A 25,575-nucleotide genomic window follows, 5' to 3' on the forward strand; every position below is an offset into this window, starting at 1 on the left:
CTTTAAAATAAATTTTGGATTTTTAACATGTCGGTTACTAAGTGTTCTAACTCATCAGGTTTTAGCATGTTTGCTCCGTCGCTTAGGGCGTTTTTAGGATCAATGTGCGTTTCAGCGAATAACCCATCAATCCCCACCGCCGCCGCCGCTCTGGCTAAAATAGGGGCAAAAGAGCTGTCTCCTGAACTTTTCCCGTTCGCTCCCCCTGGCATTTGCACGCTATGGGTAGCGTCAAAAATCACCGGGGCAAACTCTCGCATGATTTTTAAAGAGCGCATATCCACCACTAAATTCCCATACCCAAAGCTGCTCCCCCTTTCACACAGCCACACGCCATTTTTTAACGCTGTTTCATAAGTGGGGCTTTGAATGCTACTATCCCTTGTTTTAAGAGCTTTTAAGACAGAATATTGCATGTCTTTTGGGTTCATGAATTGCCCTTTTTTGATATTGACAATAGCGTCAGTCTGGCTCACTGCTACAATCAGATCCGTTTGGCGGCACAAAAACGCCGGGATTTGTAAAATATCCGCTACTTTGGCTGCCACGCTTGCTTGATAGCTCTCATGCACATCGGTTAAAATTTTATAGCCAAATTCATCTTTGATAATTTGTAACATTTCTAAGCCTTTTTCTAAACCAGGCCCTCTGTAACTCTCCAAACTCGTGCGGTTAGCCTTATCAAAACTCGCTTTAAAATAAAAATCCAACCGCTCGTTGTTGGCTAGGGGTTGTAATTTAATAGCGATACTTCTTAAATTTTCTAAGCTCTCAATGACGCATGGCCCAGCGATTAAAACGGGTTTGGGGGTTTTTATGTTAGAAGTTTTCATGACTTATCCTTTGTTTAATGGTTTCTTCAATCGGCTCAAAAAAATGGCTTTCAAAATTATAATTATAAATCCTGCCTGTTTCTATAATATAGTGCCAACCAAAAATTTTTAATTCGTTATCCATCACTCTTTCTTGAATGAAATCATAGCTTAAGAGGTTGTTGAGTTGCAAGCGCACATTCAAACGCTCTGTAAGCCATGAACGCTTGGCGAAGTGGTTGCTGAATTGCGGGTGATCTTTTAATTCTTCTTTAATAGGCTCTAAAAATTGTATCCAGTTTGCAATGTAAGGGGTTTTAGCTTTGGTGGTTTCATCATTGATTAAATGAATGCTCCCGCAAGCCCCACAATCGCTATGCCCGCAAATGATTAAGTTTTGAATCCCCACATGCACAATAGCGTATTCAATGCTCGCAATGGTAGAAAGGGATTCTTTATAGCTTGTTTTAGGGGGGATCACATTGCCCATGTTGCGGATCACATACAATTCGCCCGGTTTGGTGCCAGTGATTAGATTAGGCACGACTCGTGAATCCACGCAAGAAATGAACAAAGTGTGGGGCTTTTGCTTAGTCTTTAAGCTCTCATAAAGCTCTTTAAGCTCTTCATATTCATTCTCTTGAAACTCTAACGCTCCTAAAAACGCTTTCACTCTTTAACCCTTAAAATCTCATTTTTTTAAACTTGGTTTTCATTCTAAAACGCTTATCATAGCTAAAAATCTTGCATTTCTTTTTGTTATAATGGCGTTATTTTACACTTTAAAGGGCTTTCATGCAATTATGTGTCGCATTGGATTTAGAAAAAAAAGAGGACAATCTTTCTTTATTGCAAGAATTGAAGGGCTTAGATTTATGGGCTAAGGTGGGGCTTAGATCGTTTATAAGAGATGGGGCTGTTTTTTTAGATGAAATCAGAAAGATTGATGAAAATTTTAAGATCTTTTTGGATTTGAAGCTCTATGATATTCCTTATACTATGGCAAATGCCGCGCTAGAATGCGCGAAATTAGACATTGACATGCTCACCGTGCATTTAAGCAGCGCTAAAAGCGCGCTAACCATTTTAATGCAACGCCTGAACGCTCTTAAAAAACGCCCCTTGATCATGGGCGTGAGCGCTTTAACCAGCTTTAGCGAAGAGGAATTTTTGATGGTGTATAACGCCCCTTTAAAAACTCAAGCGATTAAATTGAGCGCTATGGGCAAAGAGAGCGGGATTGATGGGGTGGTGTGTTCGGTGTTTGAAAGTTTAGCGATCAAAGAGGCTTTGGGTCAAGGCTTTTTGACTTTAACCCCTGGCATAAGGCTGGATAAAAACGATAAAGAAGATCAAGAACGAGTGGCGAACGCTAAAGAAGCTAAACAAAATTTAAGCGATTTTATCGTGGTGGGCCGCCCCATTTATCAGGCTAAAGAGCCTAGAGAAGTGGTTTTAGAGCTTTTAAAGGATTGTTAAATGTGGGTGTTAGAAACGATTGCTGCTTTAAGAGAATATCGTAAAAGTTTGAAAGAAAGCGTGGGGTTTGTGCCGACTATGGGGGCTTTACACAAAGGGCATCAAAGCTTGATAGAAAGGAGTTTGAAAGAAAATCCCCACACGATTGTAAGCGTTTTTGTCAACCCCACGCAATTTGGGGCTAATGAGGATTTTAGCACTTACCCGCGCCCTTTAGAAAAGGATTTGGCTTTGTGTGAAAAATTAGGCGTTAGTGCGGTGTTTTTGCCTAAAATTGGCGAAATGTATCCCTATGAAGCAGAGCAATGCCTAAAATTATATGCCCCTGCATTTTTATCCCGCTCTTTAGAGGGAGCCATGCGTAAGGGGCATTTTGATGGGGTGGTTCAGGTTGTGTTAAAATTGTTCCATCTTGTCAATCCCACTAGAGCGTATTTTGGCAAAAAGGACGCCCAACAGCTTTTAATCATTGAGCATTTAGTTAAAGATTTGCTTTTAGACATTGAAATAGCGCCATGCGAGATTGCGCGAGATAGCGATCATTTGGCGTTAAGCTCTAGGAATGTGTATTTGAATGCCACAGAAAGAAAACATGCCCTAGCCATTCCAAAAGCTCTAGAAAGTATCCAGCAAGCCATAGATAAGGGCGAAAAAGCGTGCGAAAAACTGAAAAAACTAGGGCTTGAAATTTTAAAAAATTTAGAAGTGGATTATTTGGAATGCTGTAACCACAAGCTAGAGCCTTTAACAACCATAGAGCCAGCTAACACGCTCATTTTGGTGGCGGCTCGTGTGGGTAAAACCAGGCTTTTAGATAATTTATGGGTGTAGTTTGAAATTTTTGTGGCGACCCTTGAAAGATTTGAACTTCCGTTTCCACCGTGAAAGGGTGGTATCCTTGGCCACTAGATGAAAGGGTCATTTTTAACGATTGACTATTATATTGGAAATAAAGCGTAGAAAATGATTTAAAAAGTTCTTGGTGGCGGAGCGGACGGGACTCGAACCCGCGACCCCCTGCGTGACAGGCAGATATTCTAACCAGCTGAACTACCGCTCCCTATCCAAACCCCATAGCCTAAAAATGCATGCTTTAGTCATGGTGGTCGCTATAAGACTCGAACTTATGACATCTACCTTGTAAGGGTAGCGCTCTACCAACTGAGCTAAGCGACCAAAATATTGAGATAAATCCAACTAAACCCGTATAAAAGAGTGGTGACTCCTAGGGGATTTGAACCCCTGTAACCACCGTGAAAGGGTGGTATCCTAACCACTAGATGAAGGAGCCACGATGCTCATGGTGACCCGTGTTGGATTTGAACCAACGGCCCATTCCTTAAAAGGGAATTGCTCTACCAGCTGAGCTAACGGGTCTCACAAAAAAAGATAATAATACAATTTTTTTTAACGCTTGTCAAGAATAATTGAAAAATATTGCGGTTTTCATAGGAATGACACGCTCTTAAAACGGCATGGGTAACAGCTTTTGCTTAAATGAGAACTTGATTGCGCTTAATGCTGCAAGAATCGCAACAGATTCCATGCGTTTTTGTTATTGGTTGGTATTGTTTTTAAGGTTTTAAAAAATGCTTGTAGCGTTTTTAGTCTCTATAATTAATGCCTAATGAGAACAGAGCCTTATAATTTTATAGCAAATAAAAGCCTGCTAAACACAGACCTAAGATAAAGAAAAAGGCTAACTAAAAACATAGCGGATAAGAGTTGCGTTATTCCTCTGTCTGTTGGGGTGTTGTTTGTGTTTATCTATCAAAGCTGGAAAGTCCAAGTGTCTTTGTTGGTTTGTATTTCTATTTTTCTCATTATTACACTTTGAGAAAAGCCCTTCATGATTTTTTTCAAATTCACTTTAAGAGCGCTTGAATTTTGGGATATCAAGGGCTGTTAGAATAGCTAAAAAATCATCGCAGATAAGGATAATGAAAATAATTTTTAAAATAAAATTTAAAAATATAAAATAAAGTAACTCAATTTTTTGAAACAATGAAAGAATATTCAAGTTAAAAATTTTATTTGTTATTAAAAATACTGAATGGATTTGAAAAGTTGCGTGTTTTATTTTTAGAATGAGCGGTTTTATCAAAGCACCCCCCAAGAAAGAGAGATTTTATAGAGTGCTTTTTAAAAAGTAAAGAAAAGTTACAAAAAGCAAGGGGGCTTACATCATTCCGCCCATGCCTCCCATACCGCCCATGCCACCCACATCAGGCATTGCTGGGGTCGCTTTTTCTTCTTTGATTTCATGCACGGTGGCTTCTGTGGTTAAAAGCAGGCTTGAAACCGAAACCGCATTTTGTAAAGCGATCCTTTCTACTTTTAGGGGGTCAATAATGCCTTCTTTAAACATATCCACATACTTGCCATTGCTAGCGTTAAAACCAAAATGCCCTTCGTGTTTTTGCACTTCATTCACGACCACACCGCCATCATAACCGGCATTGATAGCGATTTGAGCTAATGGGGCTTTAATGGCGCGCATGATGATTTCATAGCCCACTTTTTCATCATCGTGTAAATTCAAATGCACTTTTTGAGCCGCGCGAATAAGAGCCGCACCGCCGCCAATCACAATGCCTTCTTCAACCGCCGCTTTAGTCGCGCTCAATGCATCATCAACCCGGTCTTTTTTCTCTTTCATTTCCACTTCACTCGCAGCGCCCACTTTAATCACAGCCACACCGCCAGAGAGTTTAGCCAACCTTTCTTGCAATTTTTCTTTGTCATAATCGCTTGTCGTGCTTGCAATTTGGGTTTTGATTTGCGCGACTCTGTCTTTAACATCATGGCTATGACCTTTGCCATCTACGATCGTGGTGTTGTCTTTGTCAATCACAATCCTTCCGGCTTTGCCTAAAAACTCCACTTCAGCGTTTTCTAAAGTCAAACCTAATTCTTCGCTAATGACTTGACCGCCGGTTAAAACAGCGATGTCTTTGAGCATTTCTTTTCTTCTGTCCCCAAAGCCTGGAGCTTTAACCGCTGCGATATTTAACACGCCTCTTAATTTATTCACCACTAGAGTCGTTAAAGCTTCGCCCTCAATGTCTTCAGCGATGATTAAAAGCGGTTTGCCCTCTTTCATGGTTTTTTCTAGTAGCGGGAGAATGTCTTTCATGCTAGAGATTTTTTTATCCGTTAAAAGGATGTAAGCGTTATCCAATTGAGCGGTCATTTTCTCAGCGTTGGTTACAAAGTAAGGGGAGAGGTAGCCTCTATCAAATTGCATGCCCTCTACGACATCCAATTCATCTTCAATGCCCTTAGCTTCTTCAACGGTGATCACGCCGTCTTTGCCCACTTTTTCCATAGCGTCAGCGATGAGTTTCCCGATATTGTGATCGGAGTTTGCAGAAATGGTCGCCACTTGGGTGATTTCTTCTTTACCGCCCACTTTTTTGCTGGCTTTTTTAAGCTCATTAATGATCGCTTCAGCGGCTTTATCCATGCCTCGTTTCACTTCAATAGGGTTAGCCCCAGCCGTGATATTCCTCAAGCCTTCTTTAAAAATGCTATAAGCCAGCACGGTCGCTGTGGTCGTGCCATCGCCGGCAGCATCAGCGGTTTTGCTCGCTACTTCTTTAACGAGTTGAGCACCCATGTTAGCCACCGGGCAACTTAATTCAATCTCTTTAGCCACGCTCACGCCATCTTTGGTGATGCTTGGAGCGCCATAGCTTTTTTGGATCAACACATTCCTGCCTCTTGGCCCCATGGTTACTTTGACAGCGTCATGGAGTTGTCTCACGCCTTCAAATAAAAGGTTTCTTGCACTATCTGAAAATTTGATTTCTTTTGCCATTTTGTATCCTTAATAATGATGTTTTTAGTGTTTTTTGTGATCATGACAGCAAGATTCATGCTCTTTAGCATGTTTATGGTCATGACTATTTGTATGACAACAAGAGCCTGAGCTCACAATACCTAGAATGTCTTCTAGTTCTAGCACCATGTATTCAACGCCGTCTAAAACGATTTCTGCACCTTTGTATTTGCCAAAAGCGATCACATCGCCTTCTTTAACGCATTTACAACCCTCGCTGATTTTATGGCTAACCGCTTTGACTACGCCCATTAAAGGCTTTTCTTTAGCGTTATCAGGGATGATGATGCCTGAACTGGTTTTGTTCTCTTCTTCAAGTCTTTCTACTAAGACCCTTTCTCCTAATGGCTGAAACTTCATATTAGTTCTCCTAAGTTTTGATAAATAAAATAGAAAATTAGCGCTTAGTATTCTTAAGCGACATAACTATAGCGCATTTTTAGGGATAAGTCAAGCCATAAAAACAAAGCTAATAATATAACTATAAGGATTATTAAGTCTATTTGTATAAAGTTTCATTAGTTTAAAAATATAAGGATTAGAAAAGGGGGCGTTATCAACAAAGATTTTATTTATTGAGTATAATTCATTCAAGCGAGTTAAAACAAGAAAGCAAGATGAAGAAAGCAAAAAATGATTCTTAAAAGTTCCATTGATCGCCTTTTGCAAACGATAGATATTGTAGAAGTCATTAGCTCTTATGTGGATTTGAGGAAATCAGGTTCTAATTACATGGCTTGTTGCCCTTTTCATGAAGAAAGGAGCGCGAGTCTTAGCGTCAATCAAGTTAAAGGGTTTTACCATTGCTTTGGGTGTGGAGCGAGCGGGGATAGCATTAAATTTGTGATGGAGTTTGAAAAGCTTTCGTTTGTGGAAGCATTAGAGAAATTAGCCCACCGATTCAATGTGGCTTTAGAGTATGACAAAGGCGTTTATTGCGATCATAAAGAAGATTACCACCTTTTAGAAATGGTGAGCTCGTTGTATCAAGAAGAGCTTTTTAACGCCCCGTTTTTTTTGAATTATTTGCAAAAAAGAGGGCTTAGCTTAGAGAGCATAAGAGCGTTTAAATTAGGCTTATGCACGAATAGAATTGATTATGGCATTGAAAATAAAGGCTTGAATAAGGACAAACTGATTGAATTAGGCGTGCTGGGCAAGAGCGATAAAAAGGATAAAACCTATTTGCGTTTTTTGGATCGTATCATGTTCCCTATTTATAGCCCTAGCGCTCAAGTGGTGGGTTTTGGAGGGCGCACCTTAAAAGAAAAAGCGGCCAAGTATATCAATTCGCCCCAAAATAAGCTTTTTGATAAATCCAGTTTGCTCTATGGCTATCATTTGGCTAAAGAATACATCTACAAACAAAAGCAAGTCATTGTAACAGAGGGGTATTTGGATGTGATTTTATTGCACCAAGCGGGTTTTAAAAACGCCATAGCCACGCTTGGGACAGCTTTAACGCCATCGCATTTGCCCTTGCTTAAAAAAGGCGAGCCAGAAATTCTTTTGAGCTATGATGGGGATAAAGCAGGGCGAAACGCAGCTTATAAAGCGAGCTTGATGCTGGCTAAAGAGCAAAGGAGGGGGGGGGTGATTCTCTTTGAAAACAACCTGGATCCAGCGGATATGATCGCTAATGGCCAGATTGAAACCTTAAAAAATTGGCTATCGCGCCCCATGGCTTTTATTGAATTTGTTTTAAGGCACATGGCAAATTCCTATCTTTTAGACGATCCTTTAGAAAAAGATAAGGCCCTTAAAGAAATGTTAGGGTTTTTAAAAAACTTTTCCTTGCTTTTACAAAGCGAATACAAGCCCCTAATCGCTTCTCTTTTGCAAGTGCCTTTGCATGTTTTAGGGATTAGAGAGCGAGCCTCTTTTCAGCCTTTTTACCCCAAAACAGAAAAACCCAATCACGCTCAAAAGTTGGTTAATGCTCCTAGCACGCTCAGTTTGGAATTTTTAGAAAAATTAGTGATCCGCTATCTTTTAGAAGACAGAAACTTGTTGGATTTGGCGGTGGGTTATATCCATAGTGGGGTATTCTTGCATAAAAAACAAGAATTTGACGCTTTGTGTCAAGAAAAATTGGACGACCCTAAATTAGTTGCGTTATTATTAGATGCGAATTTACCCCTAAAAAAAGGGGGTTTTGAAAAGGAATTGCGTTTGTTGATTTTGCGCTATTTTGAGCGGCAACTCAAAGAAATCCCTAAAAGCTCGCTCCCTTTTAGCCAAAAAATGATCTTTTTAAAAAAGGCTCGCCAAGCCATTATGAAATTAAAACAAGGAGAATTAGTCGCCATATGAAAACAATAAAAGCTTTAGCCTTATTTAGTGGGGGGTTGGATAGTTTGTTGTCTATGAAATTGCTTATTGATCAAGGCATTGAGGTAACCGCTTTGCACTTTAATATAGGGTTTGGGGGGAATAAAGATAAAAGAGAGTATTTTGAAAACGCCACTGCGCAAATCGGGGCTAAGCTCTTGGTGTGCGATATTAGAGAGCAGTTTTTTAACGATGTGTTGTTCAAGCCCAAATACGGCTATGGGAAATATTTCAACCCTTGCATTGATTGCCATGCCAACATGTTTAGGAACGCTTTTTATAAAATGCTTGAATTGAACGCGGATTTTGTTTTGAGCGGAGAAGTGTTGGGGCAACGCCCTAAATCCCAAAGGAAAGAAGCGCTCAATCAGGTGAGGAAATTAGTCAGAGAGGTGGGCGAAGAGGCGCGTTTTGATCCTATTTTAGACCGAACGCAAGCAAGCGGTGAGAAACCGCAATTTTTAGACGAGTTGCTTTTACGGCCCATGAGCGCGAAACTCTTAGAGCCTACTTTCATGGAAAAAAAGGGCTGGGTTGATAGAGAAAAACTTTTAGATGTGAGCGGTAGGGGGCGAAGCAGGCAATTGCAAATGATCAAAGATTACGGCTTGAAATATTATGAAAAGCCAGGTGGTGGGTGTTTGCTTACGGACATTCAAGTGAGTAATAAGATTAAGAATTTGAAAGAATACAGAGAAATGGTGTTTGAAGACAGCGTGATTGTCAAAAACGGGCGTTATTTTGTCTTACCCAATAACGCTCGTTTGGTGGTGGCAAGGAATGAAGAAGAAAACCATAAGCTAGACATTGAGCACCCCTTAATGGATAAGATTGAATTGCTAAGTTGTAAAGGCCCTTTGAGTTTAGTGGATAAAAACGCCAGCCAAGAAGATAAAGAATTGGCCGGCCGTATCGCTTTAGGCTATGCTAAGACTTTAAAAAATCAAGCTTATCTCATTCAAATAGGGGATGAAAAGTGCGAGCTTTACCCTTTGGATAAAGAGAGTGCTAGAGAGTATTTGTTTGCTTGAAAGGGAGTTTTTGAGAGTTTTAGGGATTTTCTTTTATGCTATAATGAAAAAAGCTCTAATCAGTGTTAGGCTGTTTTTTAGGAGGTTTGCATGCAAGAGTTTTTAGGTTTTGGTGTGGTGGGGAATTTTGCAGGGCATTTGGAGCAAGCAGGAGAGAGTCATAGTTTTATTAACATGAAAAGCGAAGAAAAGGACGCCCCTAAGGGATTATTCCCTTTTTATATCCCATATGAGAATTGCTATTTGGGGCGTTGTTGCATTGATAACCATAAGATTATTTTGCCTAACGATCCAGATTTAAGGGTGCAAGCAGAGCCAGAAATCGCTTTAGAATGCGATGTTAAATACGATGAGAAACATTTTGTTACCAAGCTTGTGCCTAATTTTTTCATGGCGTTTAATGACGCTTCTGTGCGTAATTTAGACGCCACAAAACTCTCCCAAAAAAAGAATTTTTCACCAGCTTCTAAAGGTATAGGGCAGAAATTGCCCATTGACAGGTTTGCTTATGGGGGGGTGTGTAACAATTTTTCTATCGCGTCTTTTTTGAAATACAATAATGTTTGGCACATTTATGGGGAAAACAGCAAATTGCTCAAATACGAGTTTTTCTACCAGAAACTGCTAGATTGGATCAAAGATAGGCTCAATTACCAACAAGATGGCGATTCTTTAGAAGCTCTAAGGCCGTTTTTAGAGCGCCATAATTTCCCCACTAAAATGATTTTTGCGATAGGGGCTACCCCTTATATGCCCTTTGCGCAAGAGCATTTTTTGCAAAAAGGCGATGAGGTGGCGATTGTTGCTTACAACCATTTGCAATATAGTTTTGAAAAGATTCAAAATCTCTTAGAAGAAGACGCCCTACAAACCAAAGAACACGCTAATCTTTCTTATGTCTATCAAATCGTAGAATAGTAAGGCTTTTACCTCTTTAACTTTGCTTTTTTACCCTTTTAAAGATAAAAGCCACCCTTTTTGACCCCTTTTAGGGAGTTTTAATGGTTTTTTTGAGATAATAAAGCCGTATAAAGTTAATTAAAATTAAACAAAAGGGTTTTGATGTCCGCTCATTTTTTAAAAATCATTTTTTTAGTAGGCATGTGCGTTTCAAGTTTGTTCGCTGAAGGATTAGAAGGGTTTTTTAATGCCCTAGAAGCCCAGCTCAAAAGCCCCATCGCTAAGGGGATTTTAATGGTGATTTTCATAGGGATCGCTATTTATGTGTGGAGGAATTTAGACCGGTGGAAAGAGATTTTATTCACGATCCTTGGCGTGGTGTTTGGGATTTTTTTATTCTTTAAAGCCCCGAGTTTGGCGAATTGGTTTATGGGAGTTTTTTAATGATTATCCTCTCAGCGAGCGTGAAGAATTTGCGTGAAATTTCGGTTAAAGAAAAATTTTTATGGCTGAACGCTAAATCTTATTTGATTTCTGTTTTTGTGCCTTTTGTTTTGCTCCCTTGGATTGATTTATTGAGCGCTTTTTTATTGTATTTAGGGTTTTTAGCGCTCTTTAGCGTGTTGGAATTTTTTGATGAAGACATTGCAGATATTATTGTGGCTAAAAGCAAAATAAAGACTAAAACCAAATCTTATAGAGCGTAGGATGTTAGAAAAGCTTTTAGGCGCTATCAAACAAAAAGTTTCAAACTATTTTTTAGGGGTTTTGCCTAAAAGCTATTCTATGAGCGAAGAAAACAATATTTTAGGCTTGTATGATGAGCATTTTTTACTCACTAAAAACGAAAACCTAGTGGGTATCCTCCGTTTAGAGGGGGTGAGTTACACCCATTTAAGCACAGAGCAATTGCAAGATCTTTTCACTGAGCGCCAAATGGCGTTGGATTCTTTAGAAAAAGTCGTGGCGCGCCTGGTGGTTAAAAGGCGTAAAATTGATCACCAACAAAGCATTCAATCTGATTCTCAATACTTGCAAGCGATTTTGAATCAATTTGAAAATAAAGAAGTGTATGAGAATCAGTATTTTTTAGTTTTAGAAAGCACGCACTCTTTACAAGGTGTTTTAGAGCATAAGAAAAAATCTCTCATGCATGCCAATAGGGAAAATTTTAAGGATATTCTCTCTTATAAAGCGCATTTTTTACAAGAAACTTTAAAAAGCCTAGAAATCCAGCTCAAAAATTATGCCCCCAAATTCTTAAGCTCTAAAGAGGTTTTGAATTTTTATGCAGAATACATTAACGGGTTTGATCTCCCTTTAAAACCCCTAGTAGGGGGGTATTTGAGCGACAGCTATATCGCTAGTTCCATCACTTTTGAAAAAGATTATTTCATTCAAGAAAGCTTTAACCAAAAAACCTACAACCGCTTGATTGGCATAAAAGCTTATGAGAGCGAACGCATCACCTCCATAGCGGTGGGAGCACTTTTATACCAAGAAACACCTTTAGATATTATCTTTTCCATAGAGCCTATGAGCGTGCATAAAACGCTGAGTTTTTTAAAAGAGAGGGCCAAGTTTAGCATGTCCAATCTCGTTAAAAACGAGCTTTTAGAATACCAAGAATTAGTCAAAACCAAACGCCTATCCATGCAAAAATTCGCCCTAAACATTCTTATCAAAGCCCCTAGTTTAGAGGATTTAGACACTCAAACCAGCTTAATTTTAGGGCTTTTATTTAAAGAAAACTTAGTGGGCGTTATAGAAACTTTTGGCTTGAAAGGGGGGTATTTTTCCTTTTTCCCTGAACGCATCCATTTAAACCACCGCTTGCGTTTTTTAACTTCTAAAGCCCTAGCGTGTTTGATGGTGTTTGAAAGGCAAAATTTAGGCTTTAAGGCTAATTCATGGGGGAATAGCCCTTTGAGCGTGTTTAAAAATTTGGATTATTCCCCTTTTCTATTCAATTTCCACAACCAAGAAGTGAGCCACAACAACGCTAAAGAAGTCGCTAGAGTGAATGGGCATACTTTAATCATAGGGGCTACCGGAAGCGGTAAAAGCACGCTGATTAGCTTTTTAATGATGAGCGCTTTGAAATACCAAAACATGCACCTTTTAGCCTTTGACAGGATGCAAGGGCTGTATTCTTTCACCGAATTTTTTAAAGGGCATTACCATGACGGCCAATCTTTTAGCATCAACCCCTTTTGTTTAGAGCCTAATTTACAGAATCTAGAATTTTTGCAATCCTTTTTTTTGAGCATGTTTGATCTTGCCCCTTCAAAGGATAAAGAAGCCTTGGAAGACATGAATGCGGTTTCTGGAGCGATTAAGAGCCTTTATGAGACCTTATACCCTAAAGCCTTTAGTTTGCTAGACTTTAAAGAAACGCTTAAAAGAACCTCATCTAACCAATTGGGCTTGAGTTTGGAGCCGTATTTGAATAACCCCCTTTTTAACGCTTTGAATGATGCGTTCAATTCCAACGCTTTTTTAAATGTAATCAACTTAGACGCTATCACCCAAAACCCTAAAGACTTAGGGCTTTTAGCCTATTATTTGTTTTATAAAATCTTAGAAGAATCCAGGAAAAACGACAGCGGTTTTTTGGTTTTTTTAGACGAGTTTAAATCCTATGTGGAAAACGATTTGTTGAACACTAAAATCAACGCTTTAATCACGCAAGCCAGAAAAGCTAATGGCGTGGTGGTGTTGGCCTTGCAAGATATTTACCAGTTAAGCGGGGTTAAAAACGCCCATAGTTTTTTAAGCAACATGGGGACTCTCATTTTGTATCCGCAAAAAAACGCTAGGGAGTTGAAACACAATTTCAATGTGCCTTTGAGCGAGACTGAAATTTCTTTTTTAGAAAACACCCCTTTGTATGCCAGGCAGGTTTTAGTCAAAAATCTGGGTAACGGGAGTTCCAACATGATTGATGTGAGTTTGGAGGGCTTGGGGCGTTATTTGAAAATCTTTAATTCGGATTCTAGTCATGTGAATAAAGTGAAAGCGTTACAAAAAGACTACCCTACAGAGTGGCGTGAAAAACTTTTGAAGAGCTAGTTTAAAAAAGTTAATATCATTTTGAAACACTCCTATTCAGATGGCTAAGGCACACAAGAAATTAGGGGACTCTGCTGTATTCCTACCCTGAAGCGTTACCCTAAAGTCCTATTGCATAGGTCTAAATAAGAGCTTGGGGATCATTTTAACCATAGAAAGCTTATGTTTTCATTAAAAATGTTATGATACGCTCAAATTAGTCAAGCAAACAAGCAAAAAAATTAAAAGGGTTAGATTGAAAATATTCGTTCTGTTGATGTCGGTAATTTTAGGAATATCATTAACAGGTTGCATAGGCTATCGTATGGACTTAGAACATTTTAACACGCTCTATTATGAAGAAAGCCCTAAACAAGCTTATGAATATTCTAAACAATTCACTAAGAAAAAAAAGAACGCTCTTTTATGGGACTTGCAAAACGGCTTGAGCGCTTTATACGCCAGAGATTACCAGACTTCTTTAGGGGTATTAGATCAAGCCGAGCAACGCTTTGATAAAACCCAAAGCGCTTTCACAAGAGGGGCTGGTTATGTGGGCGCTACCATGATTAATGATAATGTGCGCGCTTATGGGGGGAATATTTATGAGGGCGTTTTAATCAATTATTACAAAGCGATAGACTACATGCTTTTAAACGATAGCACGAAAGCTAGGGTGCAATTCAACCGTGCGAATGAACGCCAACGCAGGGCTAAAGAATTTTATTATGAGGAAGTTCAAAAAGCCATTAAAGAGATCGATTCTAGCAAAAAGCACAATATCAATATGGAACGCTCTAGGGTAGAAGTGAGCGAGATTTTAAACAACACCTATTCTAATTTAGACAAATACGAAGCTTATCAAGGCTTGCTTAACCCAGCGGTTTCGTATCTTTCAGGGTTGTTTTACGCTTTAAATGGGGATAAGAATAAGGGGTTAGGCTATCTTAATGAAGCCTATGGGATCAGTCAAAGCCCTTTCGTGGCTCAAGACTTGGTTTTTTTCAAAAACCCTAACAGGAGCCATTTCACTTGGATCATCATTGAAGATGGTAAAGAGCCGCAAAAAAGCGAATTTAAAATTGATGTGCCTATTTTTATGATTGATTCGGTTTATAATGTGAGTATAGCCTTGCCCAAGCTAGAAAAAGGGGAAGCGTTTTATCAAAATTTCACTCTCAAAGATGGAGAAAAAGTAACGCCCTTTGACACTTTAGCCTCAATAGATGCGGTGGTCGCTAGCGAATTTAGGAAGCAATTGCCCTATATTATCACTAGAGCCATTCTATCGGCTACTTTTAAGGTGGGCATGCAAGCGGTAGCGAACTATTATTTGGGGTTTGTTGGAGGGCTAGTAACTTCGTTGTATTCGGGTGTGAGCACCTTTGCAGACACCAGAAACACGAGCATTTTTGCCCATAAAATCTATCTTATGCGTATCAAAAACAAAGCTTTTGAAAATTATGAAGTTCGAGCTGATTCTATTGACGCTTTTTCGTTTTCCTTAAAGCCTTGTAAAAGATCGCTTGAAAACCCTAAAGTCATTGACGCTAGGGAATTGCTTTCTGGGTTTGTAACAGCCCCACAAATCTTTTGCTCTAACCGCCATAATATTTTATACATCCGCAGTTTTAAAAACGGGTTTGTTTTGAGTCATTTAAAATGATTCCAAAACCCCAAAGATAGTTTTTAAGTGTCGTTGGCATTAAACACAAACACGATATAATTATAAAACGATACGAAAACCTAAATTAAGGGGAAGTCATGGCTGATAGTTTAGCGGGCATTGATCAAGTTACGAGTTTGCATAAAAATAACGAGTTGCAATTGTTGTGTTTCAGGCTGGGTAAAAACAAGGATTTGTATGCGGTCAATGTCTTTAAGATCCGTGAAGTGGTGAAATACCATGGCAATCTCACCATCATCAGCCACGAAAACAATTCGCTCGTTGAGGGGCTAATCATTATAAGAGAGCTCACCATTCCCTTGATTGATATGAAAAAATGGTTTTATTATGACAGCCAGAACAAAAGCAAGGATTTACGCCCTTACAGGATAGAAAAAGAAAAAGGCGAAGACGATATTGTTATGATTTGTGAGTTTTCTCGCTGGACCATAGGGGTTAGGATCTATGAAGCGGATAGGATTTTGAGCAAGAAATGGACTGAAATGGAGCAAAGCACTGGGCTAGGGGGATCTGCTGGGAATAACAAACTCGTGAGCCGCACGCGCTATTTTGACGGGCGCTTGGTGCAAGTGGTGGATATTGAAAAAATGCTTATAGATGTGTTCCCTTGGATTGAAGATGAAAAACACAGCGATTTAGAGACGCTCTCTAAAATCCATTCTAACCAATGCGTTTTGCTCGCTGATGACTCCCCAAGCGTTTTAAAAACCATGCAAATGATTTTAGACAAGCTAGGCGTCAAGCATATAGATTTTATCAATGGTAAAACCTTATTAGAGCATTTATTCAACCCCACAACCGATGTGAGCAACATTGGTCTTATCATTACCGATTTAGAAATGCCAGAAGCGAGCGGTTTTGAAGTGATCAAACAGGTTAAAAACAATCCTTTAACTTCAAAAATCCCTATCGTGGTCAATTCTTCTATGAGCGGGAGCTCTAATGAAGACATGGCCAGGAGTTTAAAGGCCGATGATTTCATCTCCAAATCTAACCCCAAAGACATACAGCGAGTGGTTAAGCAATTTTTGGAATCAGCATGAAAAAATACAGCGCTATCCCCACCCCTTGCTATGTGCTAGAGAGCGAACGCTTAGAAAAAAACGCTAAGATTTTAGAAATCGTGCGCCAACAAAGCGGGACAAAGGTTTTGCTCGCTTTAAAGGGGTATGCGTTTTGGCGTGAGTTTGGGATTTTAAGGCAAAAATTGAACGGGTGTTGCGCAAGCGGTCTTTATGAGGCTAAGCTCGCTTTTGAAGAATTTGGGGGGCGAGAGAGCCATAAGGAAATTTGCGTTTATAGCCCGGCTTTTAAAGAGGCTGAAATGAGCGCGATTTTACCCCTAGCGACAAGCATCATTTTCAACTCTTTTTACCAATACGCCACCTATAAAGACAGGATTTTAGACAAAAACAAGCAATTAGAAAACTTGGGCTTAAGCCCCATTAAAATGGGTTTGAGGATAAACCCTCTCTATAGCGAAGTAACCCCAGCGATCTATAACCCATGCTCTAAAATGAGCCGGTTAGGGATTACGCCTAGCGGATTTGAAAAAGGGGTGAAAGAGCATGGCTTAGAGGGGGTGAGCGGGTTGCACTTCCATACGCATTGCGAGCAAAACGCTGACGCTTTGTGCCGGACTTTAGAGCATGTAGAAAGGCATTTCAAGCCCTATTTAGAAAACATGGCGTGGGTGAATTTTGGTGGGGGGCATCATATCACTAGGAGCGATTACGATGTGAATTTGCTCATCCAAACGATTAAGGATTTCAAAGAGCGTTATCATGATATAGAAGTGATTTTAGAGCCTGGGGAAGCCATAGGGTGGCAATGCGGGTTTTTAATCGCAAGCGTGATAGATATTGTTCAAAACGATCAAGAAATTGCGATCTTAGACGCTTCTTTTAGCGCTCACATGCCCGATTGCTTAGAAATGCCTTATCGCCCCAGTATCCTTAAAATTTCCGTAGAAAACGATGAAGAAATTATTGAAATGGAAAAGGGCGAAAATCAAGGGGCGTTTTCTTATTTTTTAGGCGGCCCTACTTGTTTAGCGGGGGATTTTATGGGGAGCTTTAGTTTTGAGAAGCCTTTAAAAAGGGGCGATAAAATCGTGTTTCAAGACATGCTCCATTATACGATTGTCAAAAACAACTCGTTTAATGGCGTGCCGCTCCCAAGCCTGGCTAAAATAGATTCGCAAGGTTTTAAGATCCTCAAAAGCTTTTCTTATGAAGATTATAAAAACAGGAATTAAAGCTTTTGATTAAGGCTTTTGGGGCTTGTAAAAAGGCTTACGCACAACATTCCAACACCAAGCCCGGCCAACACCGCGCCAATGGTGTGCATGTCTAAATAGATGCGAGCGAGCATGGTTAAAGGGATTAAAGGCAAGAGCCACAAGTATTTTTTAAAAGAATAACGGCGCATTAAAAACGCCACCGCCAAACCCACCATAGACGAATGCCCGCTTGGCATGTTGAAATTACCCCCATAAGGGCGCTCGCCCAAACGCCGATCATTGATCGTTACATGGTTTAAGGCTCTTTTAGTGGTGTGCGTGAGGAGGGTTGTAGCGATAGAAGCGTTAGCGACTTGAAAAAGCCCTACCGCATCTCTTTGAATTAAAGGAATCGCCACAGATAAAATCGTAGGGATAAAGCGCGCGTAATGCTCGGTGAAATGAAACACCAAAGGCACGCTATGCTGTTTAGGGACTTTAGGGAAAGGCGCAAAAATACCTAGTAAAATCAAGCCCAAACTGAGTGCTAACAAAGTTTTAGAAAAGCTTTTAGGCAGGCTTTCACAAAATTTTTGTTTAAATAAGAATTTTTTCATGAGTGTTATTTTACTCTTTTTTGTGTTTGAGCAGATCTAAAGAAGGGCGATAAACAACGCTTGGGTTTTTAAAATCCAAAAACACCCCTAAAACGCTATGGAAAATGGTATTTTGATTAATGGGGGTTTGGGTTTGAATGATGGAATGCTCCTTTTTAAAAAGATCATTGGCATAAAGAATAAAGGGGATCTCGTATTGTTCTTTAGGGGCGATGCTTTTAGGAATGCCATGCAAATAATACGCTCCTTCGCCCAAACTTTCGCCATGATCGCTTAAATAAATCATTAAGGCGGGCTGCTTGGCCTTTTCAAGCATGCTAATGATTTTGTCTAGCAGATAGTCGTTGTAAAAAATGGTGTTGTCATAGGCGTTAATCAGGCTTTCTTTGGAGCAAGAAGACAGATCAGCGCTTGAGCAATAAGGCTTAAACACCCTAAAATTTAAAGGCACTTTGTTGTCATAGTTGGGGCCATGCGAGCCGGCAAGGTGTAAGATGAGTAAGACATTTTCGTTAGAGTGTTCTTTTAAAAGGTCAGGCAAATTATAGAGTAAGGATTCATCATAAGGAGCGATCGCTTCGCAATTGGGGCATTTTTGAATCAATTCGTAGTTTTTACGATAGCTTGTAACCTTAACATTCTTTTCGCCGTCATTCGCGCTATACCAAAAGACTTTGATACCGGCATTAGTCAAGTAAGTTGGCAAATTTTCATAGGCGTTGTTTTTAAAAGAAGAATCTAAAATGCATTCCAAACTCGCTGTCGTGTAAGTGGCGCAAGAAGTGGCGTTAAAAAGGGTGAGTTCATGATTTTCTAAGCGTTTGCTTAATCTTGGGGTGGTGGGTTTTTGATAGCCATAAAGGGCGTAATTGTGTTTCCTAGCGCTTTCACCAATGACTAGCACTACAAACGAATGAGAATGGTTGGGCGAAAAGAGAGGGAGCGGCTTGATAGTGGGGGCGAAAAATTTAAGAGCACTCACTCTAAAAGCGTTCACGCTATAAGCGAAGGGCAGAATTAAGCCCCCTATGAATTTCGCATGCTTGTCAAACCACAGCCAATTTTTAGCGTTAGCTAAAGCGCTAGCGATAAAGATAAACACTAACGCCAAGATCGCTAAAAAGGGCGCTTTTTTAGAAGAATTTTTGATGGGGATTTTATAAATGATATAGCCGGGTAACACCCCAAAAACAACGATAAAAACAAATAATTTAACGCTCAAAAAGCCTAAAACTTCATGCGTGTTGGTGTTTAAGACATTACCCATCATGCTCTTATTTAAAAACACCTTATAAGCGCTAATGAAATAGAAAGCGACAGAATTGAGCCAACTAAAAACAACCGCACTTAAGCGCATCAAAGAAGCAGAGATCAAGCCTAACGCCAAAAAAAGAGCGCCATTAACGCAAAAAAGCACCACAACCATCATGGCTATAAAACTAACTTGGTTGCTTTCTTTATAAACATAAGCGAACAAAGGGAAATGGTATAAAACGCCAAAAATAAGGCTATAAAGCAAACCGGCTTGCAGACAACTTAGGGGCTTTAAAAATTTTAGATGAAATGGTAATGTCAAACACGCCCCTTAAAATCAATCAATCTTAGGATTATATCGTAGGTATGGGGATTTTATGGTTTATTTTAAAGTGGAAAGCACTTTTTTTAGGGTGGTTGCGTTTAAGAGCTTTAAAGCGTGTTTGTTGTAGGATCTCATCACGCCCCATAGTCGCAATATGGGGCAAATCCAAATAAGGAGCATGCCATGAAGCGTAAAAGTGGCAAACGCTCTTGGAAACTATTATACCTTGAAATTTCTTTTTCTTGGTTTAAGGTAGTGTTTTTGATGAAACGCTGATTTCTAAGAGCGTTCCCTAAGCCTAAAAAGCTTAGGGGTTTCCTTTTCAAGTGGGTTTGTCCTTGACTTTTGGGGCGTTTGCATGCGGTTATTAAAAAATGATCGCTTGAATAACGCTAATTTTTATTTAGATTGTAAAAAACGCCTTTGAGTATTTTTTATGATTAACGCTTGAAGTCAAAAAACTTTGTTTGGTGGAAAAAATTAAAAAAGTTTAGAAAAATAAAAACTTTATGAAAAGATTAAAAAGCGAGTGAGAAGTCAGCGAAAAAAGATTAAACCCCCTAAAAAGAGGGTTTAAAAAGGGGTTTAATACTTTAGTAAGCAAACACATAGTTGAGATACACGCTATAAAGCCTTCTGTATTGCAAGGTAGTGCCTAGCAAAGAATAGTAATTCGTGTTGATCGTGGGGATCTTCACGCCTAATTCCATGCCATGTTGCGTGCTATGATCAGCGCCTCTTCTCTTATTCCTAGCGAGATTGGTCCTTAAGCCCAAATTGAATAGGAATTGGAAGTTAGAGGTGTTGATTTTAGCCTTATAGTAATTGTTCACATTCGCCAAATTCACATACTGAGAATTAAGCCATGAAGTCCCGGCTAAGGCGATACCGCCAAACGCGCCAAAAGAAATTTTATTGTGTTTAGTGGCTTTATCGTTGATGAAATTCACTAACAAATCGCTCCCCACACCATAAGTCCAAACATCAGAAGAGGCGTTGAAAAATTGGGATTTGTTATAGGTGTGGTTGTAATCCACAAAGCCGTAGTATCTCGCGCCCCATCGTTTGTTTTTCCCAAAGAATTGCTTATAGCCCACTTGAAAGCCGATCCCGTTCATCGCGCCGTTATTGGTGGTAGAAGCGGCGATTAAGCCGGCGCGTCTGAAAGGGTTACTGCCTAATTCTTGAGTCCTAGATTGCACTTGAGAATGGATATTGGAGTCAATGTAGTAGTTGTCTTGTATGCCTTGCGGGCTATTAGGGTTAGTCTTTTTGCTCACCACATTTTGCAAAGATTGAGCGTCAGGCAAGCTTGAAACGGCTGCTGTGATGCTGTCATAATGTTCGCCTAGCTTTTTATACTGGCTGCTGAAATTCGCTAAAGTGTAGGCGAGATCTTGTGCATTATGGATTCGCTCCGCTTGGTTGCCAAAATGAGCGATGCTGTTTTTTAGATTCGTTACGGTTTCTCCCACATACGCGCAACCGGCTCCCCAAGTGTTAGAAGTGACCGTGCCAGATGGCGTGCCACGAAGATTGCCATCGCTACCCTTTTCATGGCACACCCCTAAAGAGTCTTTCACAAACGCTGCAGGGATTCTTTCAAAGTCCTTCACCACTGCTTGAGCGCGGTTTAAAATCTCCGCTTGCGCTCTAGCGTTAGCGAACATGCTTTGAGAAAAGCTAGCGTCTTTATAGGGGTTGAATGTCTTTCCAGTGTCTAGGTTGTGCTGGTTTTGCGCGTTTGCAGTAACGATTTTGGATTGCTCTACGGCTATTTCAGCGTTTTTGATCATGTCTTGAATTGCACTGATTTCATTTTTAAAAATCCCGCACGCGCTCCCATCGCCCTTCAAATATATTCCTTCCCATAAACTACCACTGCTTGCACCACCTGCACCACCATTATTGATCCATGGGCATGCGCTATTAAGGGTAGTTATAATGGTGCTAGCCTGTTTTAAAAGCTCTTGAGCGTTATTTTTTGTAACAATTTCTTCTTTATTATTATTGCTATTGCTCCCATTTTGGTTGATTGTAAATTTAAGTTCGGTGTTGGTGTCGCTTAAGGCAGGAATATCCTTCCCACTTGCTCCAAAAGCCTTTTGGATGATTTGATAAGCCTTATTGATTTTCGCGTAATTTTCAGTGGATATAATGCTATATGGTCCTGGTTCATATTGAGTAGTGCCACAAGTAATGGTGGTCCCTCCCCATTGATTTGTTGGTGTGTTGTGGAAAGTTTGAACGCCTCCATTTTTGCTGCTGTCTTTGCCAGGGCCGCAAGGGCTGATCGCATAGCTCATGACTTGCCACAACCCCGCTGCCGCATTGAGCGCTAAAAGCACCGCTTGATATGCCGGGGAGTTCTCTTTATCATTGATTAAATTCTTCGCACTCGCATCCAAATTAGTCCTTGCGTTATTGATAGCGTTGGGGTCGGAGGACTGCCTGATGAGAGTGTTTAGGGTGCTGTAACTCGTTAAAAGATTGTTCAATCTTTCATAACTATCTGAAAGATCTTGAATGCCTTTAGTGTTTTTCACCATTTGAGCGGATTCACCGATTTGATAACCCGCACTCACAAAAAAGCCGTTGTCTTCAGCGCTTAAAGTGGAAACTAAAAGCGAACCTAAGGTTAATGACAGAAATTTTTTCTTCATGTTTTTCCTTTACTTCTTGAAATAAGATTGATTTTGTCAGTAAATCTTGCGGAAATGTATATTTAAGTAATTCTATACCGCAAGCTTTCGTTAATATAGTATAAATTAATGCGATTTTGATATTAATGAGGCGTTTTTGCCCTTTCAAAAAAAAAAAAAAAAAAGGTTTTTGTAGCGTTTCTAAACAAATATTAAACCAATAAAGGTAATTTTAAAAGAAATGAGGTTGTTTAATAGGGGTGGCTATCAAAAAAGGGGGTTTTTAACTTTGGTTGTTTGGTGTGGTTGTAATAGTGATTTTTTCTTTAGATTTTGTTATAAAAATGATTTTTTCTAAAAAATGAGATTTGATTGCTTGAGATTTGTTGTAAAAAGGATTTTCTTAAGGAGATAGAAAGGTTTTGCAATCATTTTCCCCAAAAACTCAAGGGTTTGCTTGTAAAAGTGGGGTTATTTTTGAGTTTTGGGGCGTTTGCATGCGGTTATTAAAAGATTATCGCTCGCTTGATGTGAGATCCTTACTCTTTTAAACAAGGCTTTGAGCGTTTCTTAAAACTATCACCAACGCTCTGTTAGGACAAAGCCTAATCCCCTACATAGACTTGTCTTGGGCGTGTGATCCTGGCTTGCGGACTTTTGACATGCTCTAAAAGCTGAGCGCACCAGCCTACGGTTCGGCCAATGACAAACACCGGTGTGAAAAAACGCACCGGGATTTTTAAAGCCCTTAAAATCGTGCCAGAGTAGAAATCCACATTAGGGTAGAGATTCCTTTCAATGAAATACTCGTCTTTTAGCGCGATTTCTTCCACTTTGGCGGCGATTTCACTCAACCTCTTGTCCATTTTAACGCCTTTTTGGTGCAGTTCGTCTTTTAGGCCTTTTAAGATTTTTGCACGCGGATCATAGCTTTTATACACCCTATGCCCAAAGCCCATGAGTTTGAAACTGTCGTTTTTGTCTTTCACGCGTGCAATATATTTATCCACATTTTTCACATCGCCGATTTCTTCTAATTGCAAAAGCACTTTTTCATTCGCTCCGCCATGCAAATGCCCCCATAAAGCGCTAATACCCGCACTAATGGCTGCATAAGGATGCACGCCGGTGCTAGCGACATTCCTTACCGTGGTAGAAGAGGCGTTTTGCCCATGGTCAGCGTGTAAGGTTAGGATTTTATCAAAGGCTTCCACTTCTAGGGGTGTGATTTCCGCTTCGCCTTGAGTGGTGTGTTTTAAACGGCTATAAGGATACCCTCTCAGCATGAAAAGGATATTTTCCACATAAGAGCGCGCGATGTCCGGATAAATAATGGGTGCTCCCACTTCATTACGATAGCAAATAGCCGCCAGCGTGGGGATTTTAGCGATAATTCTTCTGGCCATAGTTTGGTAATCTTCTTCAGTGTGCATGTTTTGGTGCGTGGAATAAAGGGTGGATAAAATAGACACACCGCTAGAAAGTTTCGCCATAGGGTGGGCGTTGCTAGGGAAGGCTGAAAACATGTTGAGTAAGCTCTCATGCACAAAACTTCTGTGGCGTAGTTCCAATTCAAATTCCAAGCTTTCATCTTGATTTTTGGGTAATTCCCCTGTGAGTAATAGCCTGCACACATCTACATATTTGTATTTGGCGACTAAATCTTCTATTCTGTGCCCTCTGTAATACAATTCGCCTTTTTTGCCATTGATATAGCTGATTTTAGATTGGCACCCGGCGGTAGAAGAATACCCTGGATCGTAAGAAAAAAACCCGGTCGTTTCAAAAAGCTTGGAAAAATCCACCGCTTTAGGCCCACGAGTGCATTCAATCGTTTCAAATTCATAGCGTTCATTATTTTCATTATTGATTAAAGTAACAGACATTGTGATTCCCTTAAGTTTTGATAATATTCAACTCCTAATTATAAGCCAAAAAATTAAATGATTTCTTTTAAAAACATTCCGTTTTTTCAAGTTATTTCCAACCGCTACTTTTAAACACGCATTCAAAAAAGATTTTTAGGGGTTATATAGTATTTTTGCGCTAGTATAGTTACTCAAACTTTAGAAAAAGGATAAACAATGGCTTACAACCCCAAAATTTTACAAAAGCCTAAAGAGGGCGAAGAAATTACGATTAAAGACAATAAATTGCATGTGCCAAATTACCCCATTATCCCTTTCATTGAGGGCGATGGCATTGGATCAGATATTACCCCGGCGATGATTAAAGTGGTGGATAGCACGGTTCAAAAGGCGTATAAAGGCGAGAAAAAAATCGCATGGTATGAAGTGTTTGTGGGCGAAAAATGCTATCAAAAATTTAAAGATCATAAGGAATTAAGCCCCGAAGAGCAATGGCTCTTACCGGACACTATTGAAGCGATCAACCATTATAAAGTCTCCATTAAAGGGCCTTTGACCACGCCTATTGGTGAGGGGTTTAGATCGTTGAATGTAGCGTTACGCCAAAAAATGGACTTGTATGTGTGCTTGAGACCGGTAAGGTGGTATGGGAGTCCGAGTCCGGTGAAAGAACCACAAAAAGTGGATATGGTGATTTTTAGAGAAAATTCTGAAGACATTTATGCGGGCATTGAATGGCAAGAAGGCAGTGCGGAAGCGAAAAAACTCATCCATTTTTTACAAAATGAATTAAAGGTTAAAAAAATCCGCTTCCCTGAAAGCAGCGGCATAGGGGTAAAACCCATTAGCAAAGAAGGCACAGAGAGGCTAGTGAGGAAAGCGATTGAATACGCTATTGATAACGACAAGCCAAGCGTAACTTTTGTGCATAAAGGCAATATCATGAAATACACCGAAGGGGCGTTCATGAAATGGGGCTATGCGCTCGCTCAAAAAGAATTTAACGCTCAAGTCATTGATAAAGGCCCATGGTGTTCTTTGAAAAACCCTAAAACCGGTAAAGAAATCATCATTAAAGACATGATCGCTGACGCGTTTTTGCAACAAATCTTATTACGCCCTAGCGAATACAGCGTCATTGCGACCATGAATTTGAACGGGGATTATATCTCTGATGCGTTAGCGGCGATGGTGGGGGGTATTGGTATCGCTCCTGGGGCTAATCTCAATGACACAGTGGGCATGTTTGAAGCCACCCATGGCACCGCTCCTAAATACGCCGGGCTGGATAAAGTCAATCCGGGGTCTATTATTTTGAGCGCGGAAATGATGTTAAGGCATATGGGCTGGGTGGAAGCGGCTGATTTGATCGTCTCTGCTATGGAAAAAGCGATTAAGAGCAAGAAAGTTACTTATGATTTCGCTCGTTTGATGGATGGGGCTAAAGAAGTCAAATGCTCTGAATTCGCTAGCGTGATGATTGAAAACATGTGAAAGAGCGTTTTTTAAGCTCTGG

21 protein-coding genes, 5 tRNA genes and 1 other RNA gene are annotated in these 25,575 nt (G+C 40.0%); 12 read left to right on the top strand and 15 right to left on the bottom strand.

All coding sequences use genetic code 11. The features are described 5' to 3' along the window. Window positions 1-2: 2 nt before the first annotated feature. Both kdsA and DBU79_RS00870 read right to left on the bottom strand, forming a co-directional pair. Entirely contained in the window at window positions 3-833 is an 831-nt protein-coding gene (kdsA, locus tag DBU79_RS00865; protein ID WP_154411252.1) for a 3-deoxy-8-phosphooctulonate synthase, read from the bottom strand. Next, window positions 820-1,485, bottom strand: coding sequence for a carbonic anhydrase (locus DBU79_RS00870; RefSeq protein ID WP_154411253.1), 666 nt, complete (start codon window positions 1,483-1,485; stop codon window positions 820-822). The genes kdsA and DBU79_RS00870 overlap by 14 nt, the downstream gene beginning before the upstream one ends. 122 nt (window positions 1,486-1,607) lie before the next feature. Here DBU79_RS00870 and pyrF point away from each other — a divergent pair, with 122 nt between their 5' ends. Both pyrF and panC read left to right on the top strand, forming a co-directional pair. Then, window positions 1,608-2,291 (top strand): orotidine-5'-phosphate decarboxylase, encoded by a 684-nt coding sequence (pyrF, locus tag DBU79_RS00875; RefSeq protein WP_078241365.1) that lies wholly within the window; start codon window positions 1,608-1,610, stop codon window positions 2,289-2,291. Beyond that, entirely contained in the window at window positions 2,292-3,122 is an 831-nt protein-coding gene (gene panC, locus DBU79_RS00880) for a pantoate--beta-alanine ligase (protein ID WP_154411254.1), read from the top strand. Between the two features lie 13 nt (window positions 3,123-3,135). Here panC and DBU79_RS00885 read toward each other — a convergent pair. The 7 genes from DBU79_RS00885 to groES all read right to left on the bottom strand — a co-directional run bounded on the left by DBU79_RS00885 (window position 3,136) and on the right by groES (window position 6,492). Further along, a tRNA-Glu gene (locus DBU79_RS00885) sits at window positions 3,136-3,211 on the bottom strand. 63 nt (window positions 3,212-3,274) lie between these two features. Beyond that, window positions 3,275-3,351, bottom strand: a tRNA-Asp gene (locus DBU79_RS00890). Window positions 3,352-3,391: 40 nt separating this feature from the next. Next, window positions 3,392-3,467 (bottom strand) — tRNA-Val (locus DBU79_RS00895). Between the two features lie 40 nt (window positions 3,468-3,507). Beyond that, window positions 3,508-3,582, bottom strand: a tRNA-Glu gene (locus DBU79_RS00900). A gap of 10 nt (window positions 3,583-3,592) precedes the next feature. Next, a tRNA-Lys gene (locus DBU79_RS00905) sits at window positions 3,593-3,668 on the bottom strand. An 802-nt stretch (window positions 3,669-4,470) separates the two neighbouring features. Next, window positions 4,471-6,111, bottom strand: a complete 1,641-nt coding sequence (gene groL, locus DBU79_RS00910; protein WP_154411255.1) for a chaperonin GroEL — start codon at window positions 6,109-6,111, stop codon at window positions 4,471-4,473. A 24-nt stretch (window positions 6,112-6,135) separates the two neighbouring features. Further along, complete coding sequence (gene groES / locus DBU79_RS00915; RefSeq protein WP_000671959.1) at window positions 6,136-6,492, bottom strand: co-chaperone GroES; 357 nt, start codon at window positions 6,490-6,492, stop codon at window positions 6,136-6,138. Between the two features lie 273 nt (window positions 6,493-6,765). Between groES and dnaG the strand changes: the two genes are divergently transcribed. The 6 genes from dnaG to DBU79_RS00945 all read left to right on the top strand — a co-directional run bounded on the left by dnaG (window position 6,766) and on the right by DBU79_RS00945 (window position 13,466). Further along, complete coding sequence (gene dnaG / locus DBU79_RS00920; protein WP_154411256.1) at window positions 6,766-8,445, top strand: DNA primase; 1,680 nt, start codon at window positions 6,766-6,768, stop codon at window positions 8,443-8,445. Continuing rightward, entirely contained in the window at window positions 8,442-9,494 is a 1,053-nt protein-coding gene (locus DBU79_RS00925; RefSeq protein WP_154411257.1) for an MnmA/TRMU family protein, read from the top strand. Before dnaG ends, DBU79_RS00925 begins: the two co-directional genes overlap by 4 nt. 90 nt (window positions 9,495-9,584) lie before the next feature. Continuing rightward, window positions 9,585-10,412 (top strand): DUF5718 family protein, encoded by an 828-nt coding sequence (locus DBU79_RS00930; protein ID WP_154411258.1) that lies wholly within the window; start codon window positions 9,585-9,587, stop codon window positions 10,410-10,412. Between the two features lie 144 nt (window positions 10,413-10,556). Continuing rightward, window positions 10,557-10,838, top strand: coding sequence for a TrbC/VirB2 family protein (locus DBU79_RS00935; protein ID WP_052917233.1), 282 nt, complete (start codon window positions 10,557-10,559; stop codon window positions 10,836-10,838). Continuing rightward, window positions 10,838-11,101 carry a competence protein ComB gene (locus tag DBU79_RS00940; protein ID WP_100973674.1) on the top strand — a complete coding sequence of 88 codons (264 nt, stop codon included), beginning with the start codon at window positions 10,838-10,840 and terminating at the stop codon, window positions 11,099-11,101. Before DBU79_RS00935 ends, DBU79_RS00940 begins: the two co-directional genes overlap by 1 nt. Window position 11,102: 1 nt before the next feature. Further along, window positions 11,103-13,466: a VirB4 family type IV secretion/conjugal transfer ATPase gene (locus DBU79_RS00945; RefSeq protein ID WP_154411259.1), complete on the top strand. Its 2,364-nt coding sequence runs from the start codon at window positions 11,103-11,105 to the stop codon at window positions 13,464-13,466. A gap of 30 nt (window positions 13,467-13,496) precedes the next feature. On the opposite strand, the gene ffs is transcribed toward DBU79_RS00945, so the two are convergent. Next, window positions 13,497-13,594, bottom strand: an RNA gene (gene ffs, locus DBU79_RS00950) — signal recognition particle sRNA small type. A 176-nt stretch (window positions 13,595-13,770) separates the two neighbouring features. Here ffs and DBU79_RS00955 point away from each other — a divergent pair. The 3 genes from DBU79_RS00955 (at window position 13,771) to nspC (ending at window position 17,389) form a co-directional block, all read left to right on the top strand. After that, a complete protein-coding gene (locus tag DBU79_RS00955) occupies window positions 13,771-15,111 on the top strand; it encodes a COG3014 family protein (protein WP_180634143.1) in 1,341 nt (446 codons plus the stop codon). Window positions 15,112-15,209: 98 nt separating this feature from the next. Beyond that, the gene (cheV1, locus tag DBU79_RS00960; RefSeq protein WP_154411261.1) at window positions 15,210-16,175 is read left to right on the top strand and encodes a chemotaxis protein CheV1; all 966 of its coding nucleotides are present in this window, start codon (window positions 15,210-15,212) and stop codon (window positions 16,173-16,175) included. After that, window positions 16,172-17,389, top strand: a complete 1,218-nt coding sequence (nspC, locus tag DBU79_RS00965) for a carboxynorspermidine decarboxylase (protein WP_154411262.1) — start codon at window positions 16,172-16,174, stop codon at window positions 17,387-17,389. Before cheV1 ends, nspC begins: the two co-directional genes overlap by 4 nt. On the opposite strand, the gene lpxE is transcribed toward nspC, so the two are convergent. From lpxE to DBU79_RS00990, 5 genes are all read right to left on the bottom strand, one after another. Beyond that, window positions 17,386-17,931 (bottom strand): lipid A 1-phosphatase LpxE, encoded by a 546-nt coding sequence (gene lpxE / locus DBU79_RS00970; protein ID WP_229763996.1) that lies wholly within the window; start codon window positions 17,929-17,931, stop codon window positions 17,386-17,388. The genes nspC and lpxE overlap by 4 nt on opposite strands. A 49-nt stretch (window positions 17,932-17,980) precedes the next feature. Then, on the bottom strand, window positions 17,981-19,546 hold the full coding sequence (gene eptA, locus DBU79_RS00975) for a phosphoethanolamine--lipid A transferase EptA (RefSeq protein WP_154411264.1): 1,566 nt from the start codon (window positions 19,544-19,546) through the stop codon (window positions 17,981-17,983). 137 nt (window positions 19,547-19,683) lie between these two features. Next, complete coding sequence (locus DBU79_RS07765) at window positions 19,684-19,875, bottom strand: hypothetical protein (protein WP_180394869.1); 192 nt, start codon at window positions 19,873-19,875, stop codon at window positions 19,684-19,686. A gap of 267 nt (window positions 19,876-20,142) precedes the next feature. Beyond that, window positions 20,143-22,212: a Hop family adhesin SabA/HopD gene (sabA, locus tag DBU79_RS00985; protein WP_154411265.1), complete on the bottom strand. Its 2,070-nt coding sequence runs from the start codon at window positions 22,210-22,212 to the stop codon at window positions 20,143-20,145. A gap of 584 nt (window positions 22,213-22,796) precedes the next feature. Then, window positions 22,797-24,077: a citrate synthase gene (locus DBU79_RS00990; protein WP_154411266.1), complete on the bottom strand. Its 1,281-nt coding sequence runs from the start codon at window positions 24,075-24,077 to the stop codon at window positions 22,797-22,799. Window positions 24,078-24,275: 198 nt separating this feature from the next. On the opposite strand from DBU79_RS00990, the gene icd reads away from it, so the two are divergent. Next, on the top strand, window positions 24,276-25,553 hold the full coding sequence (gene icd / locus DBU79_RS00995; protein WP_154411267.1) for an isocitrate dehydrogenase (NADP(+)): 1,278 nt from the start codon (window positions 24,276-24,278) through the stop codon (window positions 25,551-25,553). Window positions 25,554-25,575 lie beyond the last annotated feature (22 nt).

The organism is Helicobacter pylori, from assembly GCF_009689985.1.
Classification (GTDB): Bacteria; Campylobacterota; Campylobacteria; order Campylobacterales; family Helicobacteraceae; genus Helicobacter; species Helicobacter pylori_CG.